The following is a 13,579-nucleotide window of genomic DNA, read 5'->3' as shown; positions in this document are numbered from 1 at the left end:
CGCCCGCGACCGCGCCCTCGCCGTCCTCCTCGCCCGGGGACGCCTTGCCGGGCGTCAGCCAGGTGCGGCGGGACGTGTCCGGGAAGCCCGCGGGCTGCCTGCCCGCGTCGGCGAAGGGCACCCAGCTCACGCCCTGGCCGCAGACGTTCCTGCGGCCCGACCGGGTGTGGCAGCTGAGCCGTGGCGACGGAGTGACGGTCGCGGTGCTCGGCTCGGGGCTGGGCGACGGCTCCGGACTGCTCGCCGGCCGTACCGACTTCGCGCCCAGGCTCGACGGCGCCGCCGACCCGGCGCACGACTGCGTCGGCCACGGCAGCTTCCTGGCCGGGCTGATCGCCGCCGACCGCCGCGACGGCACCGGCTTCTCCGGCCTGGCGCCGCACGCGCGGGTCCTGGCGGTGGGCGTCACCGACGACACCGGCACGACCACCGCGGACCGGCTCGCCCAGGGCATCACGGCGGCGGCCGACCGGGGCGCGCGCATCATCGCCGTCGGCGTCACCGTCCCCGAGGGCAACGACGCACTGGCCGGGGCCGTGCGCCGGGCCCGGGCCAAGGGCGCGCTGATCGTCGCCCCGGCCGGGCCCGACACCGCACCCACCGCGCAGGCCAAACCGACCCCCGTCTACCCCTCCGCCTACCCCGAGGTGCTGGCCGTCCGCGACCTCGGCCCGGCCGGGGCGCTGCCGGAGAACGCGGCGGTCGGCGGCCGGGTGGACCTGGCCGCCCCGGGCGACGCCGTGACCGGCCCCGGCCCGGCGGCGGGCGGCTACTACACGGGCGCGGGCCCGAGCTTCGCGACGGCCTTCGTCGCCGGCACGGCGGCCCTGGTCCTCGGCTACCGCCCGACCCTCACCGCCGACCAGCTGACGGCCCGTCTCGAAGCCACCGCGTACCGCCCGGGCGGCCCGGTGCCCGATCCGCAACTCGGTTACGGAACGGTGGACTTGGTCGCGGCCGTGACGAGCACGCTCGACCACGAGACGTCCCCGAGCCCGCACCCCACCACCCCGACCACGGCCGCCCTGGCGATGCCACCCGGCCGCCCCACATCCGAAGCCCCCGCCCAGGCCACAGCGGTGGCCCTGACCGCACTGGGCACGATCGGCCTGGTAGCCGTCGCCGGAGCCATAGCCCCCCGAGGCCGCGCCCGCCGCTGGCAACCGGCAAAGGCCGACGACGCGTCGTAGCACCACCCCGAGCCCGGCGGACGGGGGATCCCGTCGGTCTCGGGGATGCCGTGGCCCTGTACGACAACCCCGAGGCCGACTTCAGTCCGTCCAACGTCTGGGCCGCGGACCGGTCGTGGCTCCTGTGCACCGACTACGACCTCTGGGGCACCAAGGTCGCCGGACCCACCGGGCCTCGTCGAGGCGCTGCTGAACGACCCCGAGCCGAAAGGCCCGCCCTAGCCCAGTCCGTTGCTCAGCAGGTCGAAGGCGCGCTCGGTGGCGTGGACGGCTGCCGGGTAGTGGTCGTCGGCGGAGGTGCCGGCGGCCAGGTGTTCCTGGTGCATGATCGCGAGCTCGCGCTGCACCACGATCACCTGGGCGGCCACGAGGCGGGCGGTGACTGGGTCGACGTCGGCCTCCTGCAGGGCCGCGCACAGGGCTTCGGCGCCGCGTTCGGAGTAGCGGATCAGCCGTGATGCCAGGCTCTCGGTGCCGGCGATCAGGCGGAGGAAGGCCATGACCTCGGGGTCGTCGCAGAGGCCGGTGTTCGGGTCGCGCCGGGCCAGGGCGTCGAGGCGGGCCGTCCGCAGCGCCTCCAGCGGGGGTTGGCCGTCCGGGCGGGCGCGGACGATGCGGGCCGCTTCGCTCTCGTGGTCGGCGAAGCGCTGGAGGACGAGGTCCTCCTTCGTCGGGAAGTAGGCGAAGAGGGTGCGCCGGGAGACGTCCGCCGCCTCGGCGATCTCGGTGATCGACACCTGGTCGAAGCCCTTGTCGAGGAAGAGGCGGATCGCGGTCGCCGCGATCGTCTCCCGGGTGCGTTCCTTCTTGCGTTCCCGCAGGCCCATGTGCTGATTCATGCACTCAGTCTACCTTGTGGTAGACTGAGTGCAGAATTGCACCTGGTTTCTTCTTTCGGAGGTTGCTGTGCAGACCGAAGTCATCGTCGTGGGGGCGGGCCCGACCGGGCTGATGCTGGCGCACGAGCTGACGCTGGCCGGGATCCCGGTCGTCGTCACGGAGAAGCTGCTCATCCGGAGCACCCAGTCCCGGGCCGGCAGTCTCCAGCCGCGCACCGCCGAAGTGCTGGACCTGCGGGGGTTGTTGGAGCCGCTGCTCGCGGAGCTGCCGGCGGGGGAGAGCTTGGGCGGGCACTTCGCCGGCCTGCCGGTCGAGCTGGACTGCACGCCGTGGCGCACCCGGTACCCGCACCCGGTCGGCGTCCCGCAGGCCGCGCTGGAGGCGCACCTCGAAGGACTCCTCGCCGAGCGGGGCGTGCCCGTGCTCCGCGGCCGCGAGGTGACGGCGGTCGCGCAGGATGCGGACGGGGTCACCGCCGAGTGGCGAGCGGAAGACGGCGGCAGCGGCGAGATCCGCGGCGAGATCCGGGGCCGCTACCTCGTCGCGTGCGACGGCGGGCACAGCACGGTCCGCCGGCTGCTGGGCGTCGCGTTCCCCGGCCGGGAGCGCCGGATGTCCGCCGTGGCCGCGGACCTCACGCTCGTCTCGCGCTCAGACAAGGTCCGCACCGAGCCCGGGCACTTCAGCGAGTACGCGCGGTCGGCCAACGGCTTCCACACGATCCTGCACCCGATCGGCCCGGACCTGTACCGGATGCTGTTCGGCAAGCTCTCCGGGGACGGCCCGGACCACGCGTCGCCGGTCTCCGCCGACGAGGTCCGGGAGGCCCTGCACGCCGTGTACGGGCCGGAGACGGTGCTGGGCGAACTGCGCGCGGCCTCCCGGTTCGGCGACGCCGTGCGCCAGGTCGAGCGCTACCGCGAGGGCCGGGTGCTCTTCGCCGGGGACGCGGCGCACATCCACATGCCGATCGGCGGCCAGGGCGTCAACCTGGGCGTCCAGGACGCCGTCAACCTGGGCTGGAAGCTCGCCGGCACGATCAACGGCTGGGCGCCCGCCGGCCTGCTCGACAGCTACCACGAGGAGCGGTACCCGGTCGCCGCCCGGGTGCTGCGCCACACCCGCGCGCAGGGCGTGATCATGAACCCGGGGCGGGACGAGGAGATCGCCACGGTCCGCGAGATCGTCACCGACCTGCTGCGGCTGCCCGACGCCCACCGGTACGTCTCGGGCATGATGTCCGGCCTGGACCTCCACTACCCGGGTGTCGGCCCCCGGCTGATCGACCTGGAGCTGACCACCGAGGACGGTCCGGTCAGGGCGAGCTCGCTGATGCGCTCCGGCCGCGGCCTGCTGCTGTCCCTCGACGGCCGGCGGCGGTCGGTCGGCGACCGGGCCGACCGGGTCGAGCACGTCCTGGCGAAGACCGAGGAGGACGTCGACGGGGCCGGGGCCCTCCTGATCCGCCCCGACGGCTACCTCGCCTGGACCGACACCGACGGCACGCCGCTCGACACGGCCCTGGCCCGCTGGTTCGGCTGAGCACCGGCCCGGGCCCGGGGCCGGTTCGCCCGAGGTCCGCTCAGGCGAGCCGGTCCGGGGACGGGAGCCGGGTGACCGGGTCGTCGGACCAGGAGTAGACCTCCAGCAAGGACAGGTAGCCCTCGGACGCGAACAGCATGACGCCGCCCACCGGTTCGCCGGTCTCGTCGAGCACGGTGGCCTCGGCGAACGGACTGTCCACGGCGGGCGCCGCGGGCACCGCCGACCGGTCCAGGGCGAAGTCGATGCTCGGGCACGGGCAGCGGCAGTGGCCGGCGACGCGCAGATGGGGGATCTGCGCGGACAGCTCCGGGTAGGCGTCGCCGAGGAGGGCCTTCAGGAGGTGCACCGCTTCGTCGGGTACGGGCTCGCCGGTCATGGCCCGAGCCGATCATCCGGCGGCCGGGCAGGTCAAATCCCGGTCCGGGCCGTCAAATCCGCGGCCGGGCCGGTCAATCCCGGGGCGGCCTGGTCAAATCCGGCGGTCGGCCATCGCGTCGCCGGTGAGGGCGGCCAGTTCGAGGACCGCCGCCGCCCGGGCCCTGGGGCGGCGGGGCAGGACGACGACGCCGCGGCAGCGGGTCCGGAAGTGGGCGATCAGGTGGCGCCGGGGGGGGGGCGGGGCCCCCCCCGGGGCCGGGGGGGAGGGCCCCACCCCCCCCCCGGGCCCGGGGCCCCCTCCCCCGGCGCGGCCGCGGCCGGGCCCGGGGGCGGGCGGCGCCTCGGGGGCGGGGGCGGCGGGGGGGGGGGTTGGGGGGGGTGTGGGGGGCGGGGGGGGGGGGGGCCCCCCCCCCCCGGCGCCGGGGTGAAGGCCACGACCGCGCCCCGGGCCAGGTCGCCGCGGCCCTCGGCGGCGAGCCGGTCCAGCTGGGCGGAGGCGGTGCGGGCCCCGGCGACGGAGGCGTCGGCGCGGATCACCACCTGGTCGGCCGCCGCCATTGCCGCCTGCCGGGCATCGTCGCCGGCGCCGGTGGCGTCGGCGAGCACGAGGGGGTAGTGGGTGCCGAGGTCGGCGAGGGACTGCCGGTGGTCGGCGTACGGGTGCTCCGGGCGGGCCGTCAGCAGTGCCAGCCGGCCGCCCACGTGCCGGAACGCGTCCGGCAGGGGAGCGGCGGTGAGCAGGGCGCTGAGCGCGTGCGGTGATGTCGGCGCGGCGGCGTCCGGCCGGGGCGGCGCGAGGTCGAGGACGGCCACCTGGTGGCACCGGTGCTCGGCCAGTTGGGCGCCGAGTGCGACCGGGAGTCCGGCGGAGGCGTCGCCGGGGGCGGCGGGCGTGCCGAGGAACGCGACGCGGTGGCAGGCGAGCAGCGGGGCGCGGACCCGCTCGATCTGCTGCCGGGGGTCGGCCGACTCGCGGAACAGTGTTCGGCGAACGTGCGGTCGGGGCGCGGGGGCGGCCGGAGGGCGGTGTATCGGGACAGGTGCCGGCTCCGGCACCTGCACCGGCTCCGGCAGCTGCACCTGCACCTGTACCGGCTCCGGCCACTCGGCCGGGGTGTAGTCCGGGCCGGCGTCCGCTCCAGGGCCCGACAGCAGCTCGGTCCAAGGGATTTGGAAGCCCGGATGTGTGCCGTCGGAGTAGGCCATCGGGTGTCCCTCCCGGTTCGTCGGTGCGCCGCAGGGGCCGCCCCTCCGCCCGCCCCGGGCCGGCCCGCCCAGCCGGAACTACGGCGGCCGGTGCGCGGCGGGTTCAGCGGCCGGTGCGCGGCGGGTGCGCGGCAGGTACGGCAACGGGTTCCTCCGGGCGTGCGGGCCGTGCCCGCCGGTCCGGTACTGAACCCCGTTCAGTGGGAGGCCCGTTGAGCTGGTCAGGGCGCACCGTGCGTCCCGACCACGCTTGGAGGAACCCCATGCGCACCACCACCCGTGCCGCCGGCCTGCTGTTCGCGGCCGTCGGCCTGGTCGGCCTCACCGGAGTCACCGCCGCGCAGGCGGCCACCGTCCCCGCGGTGCCGAGGATTCCGGCCCAGCCGGGCGTCCCCGTCACTCCGGGCATCCCGGCCCAGCCGGGCGACAACTTCGTCCTGTGCTCGGGTGGCACCTACCCGTCGTACGCGGTGTTCCCGAAGCGGGGCGGCTTCTCGACGCACGTCGTCGCACCGCACCAGTGCGAGCGGCTGTCGCTGACCGGCATCGGCAAGGAGCAGGTCGTGCTGTACGGCCTGCGGCCCGACGGCAGGTCGTTCACGATCGCCAAGGACACCTTCGACGACCGCGACGGCGAGCGGATCCGCACGCTCGGCACCCCGGACGCCGACGACTGGACCACCTTCTAGGACGCGGAGCCCAGCCGCCGGCCGGGCGGCGACCAGGCCCGGCCGGGCGGGTTCCGCTGTCCGCAAACCCCCGACCGGACCGGGCTACCAATCGGTACCGTCTCCGGGGCACGTCCGGCCGGTTCCGGGCGGCCCCGAAGGAACGACGGAGCGAGTCCCGGACGCGGGACGGGGGAGGACGACGAAACATGGGAACCGAGCGCGCGGAACCGCGTGAACTGATCGCCGCACTGCTGGCCGAGGGTGCGCGGGCCGTGCCGGGGCCGCCGGCGCTGGCGGTGCCGCCGGGCGCGGCGGAGGACGTGATCGCCGTCGCCCGGCGGGTGGCGCTGAACGGGCTGCCGTCGGGGCGCTGGCGGCCGGTGTCGTCGCCGGGGCTGTTGGAGCTCGCGGCGGCGATGGTCGTGGACGAGCACCCTTCGGCGCCGGGCTGGTCGGCCGAGGAGCGGGAGCGGTTCACCACGTGGGTCGCCGTGCTGATCGAGCACCGCGGCGAGGACGGCGTGCAGGACCTGGTCCGGGCGCTCAACGAGGAGCGGGACGCGGCCTGAGGGCGGACCGCCCTCGTGGGGGAAGGGGACGGGGGCCGACGTTGGCGCGGAGTTGGCGCATCCTTGGCGGCCGTTGACAGCCTGTGGTCACAGCCGCCGGGGGGATCCGGTCGGACTGTCCCCTGACCCCGACCGCTCTGTGAGGTAGTGCGTGTCCCAGCAGCCTGTCGCCCCGAACGCCCCCGGCGTCCAGCAGCCCGCAGAGTCCGCCGCCCGGCCCGCTCCCGCCGCGGAGGCCACCGTGCAGCCCGCCACGGAGACCACCGCGAAGGGGGCGGGCCGACCGACCCTCGACCCCCAGGACCTCGCCGAGATCCACCGGCTGCACGGCGGCTACCTGCTGAACGTCCTGCTGCGCACCACGCGCGGCGACCGCGGCAAGGCCGAGGACATCCTCCAGGAGACCCTGCTGCGTGCCTGGCAGAACCCGGAGGCGCTGAAGGCCGGGCCCGAGCACAGCCGCCCGTGGCTGTTCACGGTGGCCCGGCGGATCGCCATCGACCACTACCGGATGGCGGCCTCCCGGGCGCCCGAGGCGCTCGGCGAGTCGGTGGACGACCGGCCGGTCGCCGAGGACCCGTACGAGCGGGTGGTGGCCTCCCGGGACATCGCCCTTGCGCTGCGACGGGTGCAGAAGCACCACCGCGAGGTGCTGGTCGAACTGCACCTCAAGGACCGGTCGGTGGTGGAGGCGGCGGCGAAGCTCGGGGTGCCGCCGGGGACGGTCAAGTCCCGCAACTTCTACGCGATCCGCGCCATGCGCCCGGTCCTCGCGGCCGAGCACGGGTACGCCCCGAAGGCGGTCGACCGCGGGCGCGTCGCCAAGGCCGCGCTGAACTGACGGTCCTGAACTGACGATGCATCAGGAACGGCGGTGCGTCAGCGCGTCCAGCTGTTCCTCGATCGCACTGACGAAACCGCCCATGGACGACGGGAGCCGGCCGTCCGCCCGGTAGCGGTCGAGCGCCACCCGGAGCCGCTCGACGGCCTCCGGCGACCGGCCGCGGCCGGCGAGGAAGGCGGCGTAGGACTGCTCCGCGAGGGCGAGCAGGTGCAGCAGCCCGGCCTCCTCGCAGGCGGCGAGCGCGCGGCGCCAGGCGATCTCGCAGGCCTCCTCGTCGGCGACCGGCTGGAGGGCGTGGGCCTCGGTGAGCATCGACCAGAGGTGGCAGATCGTCACCGTCGATCCGGGCAGCAGGTTGCGGGCCTCGCGGGCCTGCCGGAGGGCGCCCTCCCGGTCGCCGACCAGCAGGCTGACCTGGGAGCCGTGGGCGAGGGTGGCGGACAGGCGGTGGGGTTCGCCGCTGCCGGTCGCGTGGGCGAGCGCGGCGGCGCCGAGCGCGGTGGCCTCGTCCGCGCGGCCGACGAGGGCGCTGGACACCGCGAGGGCGTTGAGCGCCCGCAGGTGGACGGCGCCGTCCTCGGGGCGGGTGTCGGCGAGGGCCCTGCGGCCGCGGTCGACCGCCTCCTGGTAGCGGCGCAGGCCGAGCAGGGCGCTCGCCTGCGCGACGCCGGACCGTGCGGTGCCCACCCGGTCGCCGCACCGCTCGGCGGCCTCCCGGCCCGCCGTCATGCAGCTCAGCCACTCGGTGAAGAGCCCGGCGGCGTAGTACTGCGGTTCGCTGGCGGCGGCCAGCCGCCAGGCGCGCGCCGGGTCGGTGCGGCCGGCGGAGGCGACCAGCGCGCGGACGGTCGGCTCCTCGGCCCGGAACCAGTCGATCGCGGCCCGGGGCCCGGCGGGCGCGGGCAGGGCCGGCGGGTGGTGGACGCTCCCGCCGTACGTCTCCTGGCCGGGCTCCAGGTGCTCGGCGCAGGCGCGGGAGGCCTCCAGGTAGTAGTCCAGCAGCCGTTCCGCGGCGAGCTGTCGGTCCGCCTCCGGCCGTCGCCCGAGCAGGTGCGCGCTGAACAGCCGCACGAGGCCGGACCGGCCGTACCGCCCGTGCGGGGTGCCGGTCAGCAGGTGGTGGGCGGTGAGTTCGCCGAGCGCCCGGCGGGCGGTGGCCGGGTCGGCGCCGAGCAGGGCCGCGCTCGCGAGGACGTCCACCTCGGGGGACGGGTGGGCGGCCAGGACGGTCAGCAACTCGGCCGCGTCCGGTGACAGCCGACGGTGGGTGCGGAGCAGTTCGCCGGAGACGCCGAGCGTGCCGTCTCCCTCCAGGACGGCCAGCCGGGTGGGCTCGTCCGCGAGGTCGGCGACGAGTGCGGCGATCGTCCAGTCCGGTCGGGCGGCCAGCCGGGCGGAGGCGATCCGCAGGGCGAGCGGCAGGTGGTCGCAGAGCGCGGCGAGCCGGGCGGCGGCCTCCGGTTCGGCCCGCAGGCGACTGGGCGTCAGCACCTGTTCCAGCAGGCGCAGCGCGTCGGACCCGGGCAGCGGGGCCAGGCGCAGCAGGGCCGCCCCCTCGGCGGCGACCAGGCCCTCCAGGGGGTTTCGGCCGGTGACGACGGCGGCGCAGCCGGGGCCGTGCGGGAGGAGGTCGGCGACCTGGTCGGCGTCGGCCGCGTCGTCGAGGACGACGAGCAGGCGCTTGTCCCGGGTCAGGGTGCGGTAGAGCGCGGCGCGCCCGGCCCGGTCGGTGGGGAGGGCGGGTTCGTCGACGCCCAGCGCGCGGAGGAAGGCGCCGAGCGTCTCGCCGGGGTCGGCCGGTCCGGCCGGGTCGAGACCGCGCAGGTCGGCGTGCAGCTGGCCGTCGGGGTAGCCGGCGGCGGCGGTGTGCGCCCAGGTGAGGGCCAGCGCGCTCTTGCCGGCGCCGGCCGGGCCGACGACGAGGGCGAGGCCGTCGCCGGTGCGGTCGGGGCCGCATTCGCGGTCCAGCCAGCGCAGTTCGGGTTCGCGGGCGACGAAGTCGAGCGGGCGGCGGGGGAGTCGGCGGGGCACGGGGGTGCCGTCATCGGTGGTCGAGGCGGAAGCCGGCGGTTCGTCCACCCGCCGGCCGGCCTCGGCGGCGTCGTCCTCGGCCAGGACCTCGGCGAGTGCCGCCTGGAGTGCGGGGCCGGGCCGGATGCCGAGTTCGCCGTCGAGCCGGGTGCGCGCCTCGTGGTAGGCCCGCAGCGCGTCGGCGGACCGTCCGGCCTGGTGGAGGCAGCGCACCAGGAGCGCCGCCACCTCCTCGCGCAGCCCGTTCGTGCGCACGTTCTGCTCCAGCGACGGCACGGCCGCGGCGCCGGTGCCCTGGCGCAGCCGCAGTGCCGCCCAGGAGACGAGGGCCGCGGTCCGCGCCTGCTCCAGCCGGCCCGCGACGGTGCCGCGCAGTGCCGTGTCCGGCAGGTCGGCGAGCGCCGGACCGCGCCACAGCCGCAGCGCCTGCTCCAGCAGTGCGATCGCCTCGGCGAGCGCGGCGCCGCCCGTGGTGAGGGCCGCGCCGTCGGCCGCTTCCGCCAGCGCGCCCGCGCGGGCCACCAACTCGTCGAAGCGCAGGGCGTCCACGAGGCCGGCCGGCCCGGTCAGCAGGTAGCCGGGCGCACGGGTGTGCAGCACGAAGGGCCCGGCGGCGAGCAGCTTGCGCAGCGCGGCGACGTGCCCCTGGAGCGCCGCCCGCGCGCTGGCCGGCGGCCAGTCGTCCCACAGGAGTTCGCAGAAGGCGTCCACGCCGACGACCCGCCCGAGGTGCAGTGCGAGCAGCGCGAGCACGGCCCGCCGCTGCGCGCCCTGGACCGCGACGAACCCGCCGCCCCCGGTCCCCAGCTCCACCGGACCGAGGAGTCGAATCCCCACGCGCCGCCCCACCTCGCCCCACGACTCCCGGGCCGGTCGGTCCCGGGGTGGAGCAGTGTACTGCCCGAATTCGTCCGGTCCCGGCGGGTGATCGAACGGAACCGAACGGAACCGAACGGATCAAGGCCGAACCGGGCGAGAAGCGATCATGATGGCATGAATCGGCGGAACCCGCACCGGTGCGCAGGCCGGGCGATCGGGCCTATCCTCGGACGACTCGATCCACCCGCAGACGATCCACCCGCCGGCGAACGAGCCGATCAGCCAGACGAGGGGCCGCATGCGCATCGACCTGCTCGGACCGGTCGCCGTCCGGCGCGACGACGGGACGCTCGTCACGCCCTCGGCGCCCAAGCGGCGCGCCCTGCTCAGCGCGCTCGCCGTCCGGCTGAACCGGGTCGTGGCCACCGAGGAACTGATCGAACTGGTCTGGGACGGCGCCGCGCCGCCCACCGCCCGGGCCGCGCTGCAGGGCCATGTCGCCGTGCTGCGCCAGGCGTTGGGCGAGGAGCCCGCGGCGGACCACGGCGGCGGGCACCTCGCGCTCGGCACCCGCGACGCCGGCTACGTGCTCACCGGGGAGCCCGCCCGGGTGGACCTGGTGCGCTTCGCCGGCCTCTGCGAACGCGCCGGAGTCCTGCACCCGGACGGCCGGCACGGCTCGTTCGGCCCGTACCACCCGCAAGCGCCGTACCACCCGCAAGCGCCGTACCACCCGCACGTCCTGGACGACGAGCGAGCCGCCGACGGCCCGTCCCCCGACGGCCCGTCCGCCGACCCGGCGCTCCCGCTGCTGCGCGCCGCCCTCGACCTGTTCCAGGGCCCGGCCCTCACCGACTGCGGCTCGGCCCTGCTGCGCGACCGGACCTCCCCGTACGTCACCGACCTGCGCCTGCGCGCCCTCGACCGGCTCGCCGACGGCCTGTGCCGGCAGGGCCGCGGCGGCGAGCTCGTCGCCGAGCTCACCGAGGCCGTGACGGCGCACCCCGCCCGGCAGGGCCCGGCCGCCCGGCTCGTCACCTGCCTCGACCAGGCCGGTCGGCGCGACGAGGCCGCGGCCTGGTACGGGCGGCTGGTCGCCCGCCTCGACGGCCCGCCGGGCCCCGAGCTGCGCCGCGCGGGCGAGCGCCTGACCCGCCCCGCCGCCACCGTGGCCGCGCCCCGCCCGAAGGCCGTACCGTCCCAACTCCCTCCCGCCGACCGCCGGTTCGTCGGCCGGTCGGACGACCTGCGCCGGCTGGACGAGGCCCTCGCGCCCGCCCGCGCCGGACGGCCCGTCCTGGTCACCGGCCCGGCCGGGGCCGGCAAGACGGCCCTCGTGCAGCACTGGGCCAACCGGGCCGCCGAGCGGTTTCCCGAGGGTGTCCTCCACGTCGACCTGGACGGCTTCGGCGAGGCCGGGCCCCGGGACCCGGCCGACGTGCTCGGCGAGTTCCTCACCGCGCTCGGCGAGTCGGCCGTACCCGCCGGGCTCGGCGCACGCGTCCAGCGCTACCGGGCGCTGCTGACGGGCCGTCGGGTGCTGGTGCTCCTCGACGACGCCCGCTCCGCGGAGCAGGTGGCTCCCCTCCTGCCGGCCCCGCCCGCCGAGCCGTCCGACGCCGCGCCCGTCACCGTCGTCACCAGCCGGCACCGCCTGCGCGACCTGCTCGTCCGCGAGGGCGCCGTCCCCCTGCCGGTCGGCGCGCTCACCCCCGACGACGCGGCCGCCCTGCTGGCCCGCACCCTCGACCCCGCCCGGCTCGCCGCCGAACCCGCGGCCGCCGCCGAACTCGCCGGGCGCTGCGACCGCCTGCCGCTCGCCCTGCGCCTCGCCGCCGCCCGGCTGGCTGCCCGCCCCGGCTGGGGCCTGGACGACCTCGCCGCCGAACTCGCCGACGACCAGGCCGCCCTGGCCACCCTCACCGGCACCGGTCGCGGCCCGCTCGGCATCGCCGCCGCCCTCGACCGGACCCGCCGCGCGCTCGACCCGGCCACCGCCCGGCTGTTCGCGCTCCTCGGGCTCCACCCCGGCAGCGAGATCGGCACCGCCACCGCCGCCGCCCTCGGCGACCTGCCCGCCGCGGAGGCCCGCGCCCACCTGGCCCGCCTCGACGCCGTGCACCTCCTGGAGGAGCAGGCCCCCGGCCGCTACGCCCGGCGCGCGCTGGTCGGCCGCTACGCCGCGCGGCAGGCCGCCGACCTCGGGTGCGACGAACGGCTCGCCGCGCTCGACCGGTTGATCGACCACTACCTCGACGCGACCGGGGCGAGGTCCGCCGAGGGCGGGGAGGGCGCGGCCTGGTTCCGGCGGGAGGAGAGCGCCATCCGCGCGGTCGTGCTCTGCGCCGAACAGCACGGCCGTACCGCCGGGGCCTGGCAGCTCGCCCACCGCGCCGCCACGTTCTACGAACGTGCTGCCCACGGGCACGCCCCCCACGGGCACGTCGGTCGCGGGCACGCCCCCCACGGGCGCACCGCCCACGGGCACGCCGGTCGCGGGTACACCGGCCACGGCTTCCTGGGCGGCGCAGGCGGAGAGGACGGAGAAGGCGTCGAGCACGACCGCGCCCGCTGGCGGGCCACGACGGAGGCCGGTCTGCGCGCGGCCCGTTCGGCCGGCGACCCGGAGGCCGTGGCCCGGCTCTCCACCGACCTCGCCGTCCTCCTCGTCGACCGCGGCGCCCACCGCACCGCGGGCGAACACCTCGACCGGGCCGTCACCACCACAGGGGACCCGCTCCTGCGCCTGCGCTCCCGGGCCCGTGTCGCCCGTGCGCTCGGCCGGGCCGGACGGCACGACCGGGCCGTCCCGCTGTTCACCGACGTCGTCGCGGCCGCCCGCACCCCCGAGGCCGCGCACCTCCTCGCCGCCGCCCTCGTCGACCTGGCCGACGCCCTCGTCCTCGCCGGCTCCCCGGCCCAGGCCCTCGCCCACGCCGACGAGGCCGTCCGGCTGGCCGCCGCCCACACCGCCGACGCCGTCCGCGCCACCCACGGACGGGCCCGCGCCCTGCACGCCCTGGGCCGCGTCGGACCGGCCCTCGACTGCGCCGAACTGGCCGTCGTCCTCGGCCGGACACTCGCCGACACCGTGCTCCAGGCCGACTCCCACGCGCTGCTCGCCGACCTGCTGGGAACGGTGGGCCGCACCGGCGACGCGGCCGCCGCCCGCCGCCGCGCGGACTCGCTCCTGTCGGGCGCCGTCTGAGCCTCCGCCGCCCGACCCGGGCCGGCACACGTCCCCGGTTCCGCCCTCTCCGCCCGGTTCCGCCCATCCCAATTCCGCCCCTCCACAGTTCCGCCCGTGTGCGAACAGGCAGAACTACCGGCAGTTCTGCCACCGGCGCCGCGTGCCCGCCCGGCCGGTCGCCCGTTGGCCCGTCCGGCCGCCGCAGCCCTTGGCACACGCACTGACCAGCAGTGCCGTGGCACCGGGCCCGCGTGAAACCGTGCATACTTCTGCCTGCGTGTAGTGGTTGAGGCACA

10 protein-coding genes are annotated in these 13,579 nt (G+C 77.1%); 6 read left to right on the top strand and 4 right to left on the bottom strand.

Going from position 1 to position 13,579, the window contains the following annotated elements; all coding sequences use genetic code 11:
* Positions 1-74: 74 nt before the first annotated feature.
* Positions 75-1,190 (top strand): S8 family serine peptidase, encoded by a 1,116-nt coding sequence (locus ACFVSN_RS04335; protein ID WP_380447867.1) that lies wholly within the window; start codon positions 75-77, stop codon positions 1,188-1,190.
* 218 nt (positions 1,191-1,408) lie between these two features.
* On the opposite strand, the gene ACFVSN_RS04330 is transcribed toward ACFVSN_RS04335, so the two are convergent.
* On the bottom strand, positions 1,409-2,029 hold the full coding sequence (locus tag ACFVSN_RS04330) for a TetR family transcriptional regulator (protein ID WP_380447869.1): 621 nt from the start codon (positions 2,027-2,029) through the stop codon (positions 1,409-1,411).
* 67 nt (positions 2,030-2,096) lie between these two features.
* On the opposite strand from ACFVSN_RS04330, the gene ACFVSN_RS04325 reads away from it, so the two are divergent.
* The gene (locus ACFVSN_RS04325) at positions 2,097-3,572 is read left to right on the top strand and encodes an FAD-dependent monooxygenase (protein WP_387600066.1); all 1,476 of its coding nucleotides are present in this window, start codon (positions 2,097-2,099) and stop codon (positions 3,570-3,572) included.
* Between the two features lie 40 nt (positions 3,573-3,612).
* Here the strand turns inward: ACFVSN_RS04325 and ACFVSN_RS04320 are convergent, their stop codons facing one another.
* Together ACFVSN_RS04320 and ACFVSN_RS04315 are read right to left on the bottom strand one after the other, a co-directional pair.
* Complete coding sequence (locus ACFVSN_RS04320) at positions 3,613-3,951, bottom strand: hypothetical protein (protein WP_380498401.1); 339 nt, start codon at positions 3,949-3,951, stop codon at positions 3,613-3,615.
* Positions 3,952-4,169: 218 nt separating this feature from the next.
* A complete protein-coding gene (locus ACFVSN_RS04315) occupies positions 4,170-5,159 on the bottom strand; it encodes a hypothetical protein (protein ID WP_387953687.1) in 990 nt (329 codons plus the stop codon).
* Between the two features lie 263 nt (positions 5,160-5,422).
* On the opposite strand from ACFVSN_RS04315, the gene ACFVSN_RS04310 reads away from it, so the two are divergent.
* From ACFVSN_RS04310 to ACFVSN_RS04300, 3 genes are all read left to right on the top strand, one after another.
* Positions 5,423-5,848, top strand: coding sequence for a hypothetical protein (locus ACFVSN_RS04310; RefSeq protein WP_387598936.1), 426 nt, complete (start codon positions 5,423-5,425; stop codon positions 5,846-5,848).
* 188 nt (positions 5,849-6,036) lie between these two features.
* Positions 6,037-6,399 carry a hypothetical protein gene (locus ACFVSN_RS04305; RefSeq protein WP_380444971.1) on the top strand — a complete coding sequence of 121 codons (363 nt, stop codon included), beginning with the start codon at positions 6,037-6,039 and terminating at the stop codon, positions 6,397-6,399.
* Between the two features lie 151 nt (positions 6,400-6,550).
* Entirely contained in the window at positions 6,551-7,240 is a 690-nt protein-coding gene (locus ACFVSN_RS04300) for a sigma-70 family RNA polymerase sigma factor (RefSeq protein ID WP_380444970.1), read from the top strand.
* Positions 7,241-7,261: 21 nt separating this feature from the next.
* Here the strand turns inward: ACFVSN_RS04300 and ACFVSN_RS04295 are convergent, their stop codons facing one another.
* On the bottom strand, positions 7,262-10,111 hold the full coding sequence (locus ACFVSN_RS04295) for a BTAD domain-containing putative transcriptional regulator (protein ID WP_387598940.1): 2,850 nt from the start codon (positions 10,109-10,111) through the stop codon (positions 7,262-7,264).
* Positions 10,112-10,391: 280 nt separating this feature from the next.
* Between ACFVSN_RS04295 and ACFVSN_RS04290 the strand changes: the two genes are divergently transcribed.
* Positions 10,392-13,301, top strand: a complete 2,910-nt coding sequence (locus ACFVSN_RS04290; protein ID WP_387598943.1) for a BTAD domain-containing putative transcriptional regulator — start codon at positions 10,392-10,394, stop codon at positions 13,299-13,301.
* Positions 13,302-13,579: the final 278 nt, after the last annotated feature.

This window comes from Kitasatospora sp. NPDC057904 (genome assembly GCF_042887925.1).
Classification (GTDB): domain Bacteria; phylum Actinomycetota; class Actinomycetes; order Streptomycetales; family Streptomycetaceae; genus Kitasatospora.
Note: the sequence above shows the minus strand (reverse complement) of the source record. Positions and strands in the feature narration are given on the sequence as shown.

What these genes read in the sequence shown, in the direction of transcription:
- ACFVSN_RS04315 (WP_387953687.1), bottom strand. Translation starts at nt 5,159, where the DNA reads ATGGCCTACTCCGACGGCACACATCCGGGCTTCCAAATCCCTTGGACC.
- ACFVSN_RS04310 (WP_387598936.1), top strand. Translation starts at nt 5,423, where the DNA reads ATGCGCACCACCACCCGTGCCGCCGGCCTGCTGTTCGCGGCCGTCGGC.
- ACFVSN_RS04320 (WP_380498401.1), bottom strand. Translation starts at nt 3,951, where the DNA reads ATGACCGGCGAGCCCGTACCCGACGAAGCGGTGCACCTCCTGAAGGCC.
- ACFVSN_RS04290 (WP_387598943.1), top strand. Translation starts at nt 10,392, where the DNA reads ATGCGCATCGACCTGCTCGGACCGGTCGCCGTCCGGCGCGACGACGGG.
- ACFVSN_RS04305 (WP_380444971.1), top strand. Translation starts at nt 6,037, where the DNA reads ATGGGAACCGAGCGCGCGGAACCGCGTGAACTGATCGCCGCACTGCTG.
- ACFVSN_RS04330 (WP_380447869.1), bottom strand. Translation starts at nt 2,029, where the DNA reads ATGAATCAGCACATGGGCCTGCGGGAACGCAAGAAGGAACGCACCCGG.